At 63.9% G+C, this 1,238-nt stretch carries 1 protein-coding gene; it reads right to left on the reverse strand.

The features are described 5' to 3' along the window. Positions 1 to 11: 11 nt before the first annotated feature. A complete protein-coding gene (locus ACTWPT_RS59985) occupies positions 12 to 1,145 on the reverse strand; it encodes an IS630 family transposase (protein ID WP_443186476.1) in 1,134 nt (377 codons plus the stop codon). Positions 1,146 to 1,238 lie beyond the last annotated feature (93 nt).

Genomic DNA, 1,238 nt, shown 5'->3' on the forward strand with positions numbered 1-1,238 from the left:
CTAGTGCCGCGTCAGGCCACGTTCGCCCTGTTGACGATCTTCCGTAGGCGGGGGTTGTCGGTGTTGCGGTTTCGCCAGGCGATGTAGCGGCGGATCATGCTGCCCTGCTCGCGGTGGCTGGCATGGTCGGTGCCGTTGAGGGTGAACTCCCGCAGGGCCGTGAACTGGGCCTCGATGCGGTTCATCCACGAAGAGTTGGTGGGCGTGTAGGCGATCTCGACGTTGTTCGCCTCCGCCCACTCACCGACCCGCTTATCCTTCCTGGTCGTCAGGTGCGGGCTGAAGTTGTCGCAGATGATCGCGATCCGGACATCGGGCGGGTAGAGGCTGCGCAGGTAGCGGCAGAACTCCAGGAACTCGCCGCGCCGCTTGCGCTTCTTGACGTGCCCATACATCTTGTTCCGGCCCAGGTCCAAGGCGGCGAACAAGTGCCGCACGCCCTGGGTGCGGGTGTAGGTCGCGCGCATGCGCGGCCGGGGCTCACGGTCGGGGTCCTTGTTCTTCCCACCAACACCCGTCCACTGCCGACCAGGGCGAGGCTGCAGATTGAGCGGCCCAAACTCGTCCAAACAGAAGATTACGGTCGGTTCCCAGCCTTCGGGCCGGACCTGGCCGTCAGCGATCGCGTACAGGTGCTCGATGCGGGCCTTCTTGACTGCGTAGTCCGGGTCCCGTGACGCCTTCCAGGTCTTCACGGCTTGAAATGACACCATTTCTGCACGTAGAAGCTCGCGCAGGCCCTCATGGCTGATGTCGGTGACCACCCCCTCGGCGACCAGGAAGTCGGCCAGCTTGGTCAGACTCCAGCGAGAAAACGGCAGGCCGTGCTCGGCGGGCTTGGACTTGGCGATCTTCTTGATCTCCACCCGCTCGGGAAGGGTGAACTTCGGCTGCCGGCCGCCCTTGTACTTGGGATACAGCGACTCGAACCCATCGGCGTTGAAGTTGTGGATCACATCGCGCACCCGATCCTCGCTGGTGAAGCCCAGCTCGGCGATCTTCTGGACGGTCATGCCCTGCGCCGACCACAGCACCATCTGCGCTCGCCGCCAGGTCACGACCGACCCGGTGCCGCGCCGGACGATTCGTACCAGCCGGTTGCCCTCGTCATCATCGATCTCGCGTACACGAACCCGTTCAGCCACACCCAGAAGTCTGAAACGATCACGCCGACCGAGAGGAGACCTCGATCGGCGTGTCGTCACAAAAAGGGCAAACGTGACCGGCTACGGCACTAG

Source organism: Nonomuraea sp. 3N208, from assembly GCF_052245935.1.
Taxonomy (GTDB): domain Bacteria; phylum Actinomycetota; class Actinomycetes; order Streptosporangiales; family Streptosporangiaceae; genus Nonomuraea.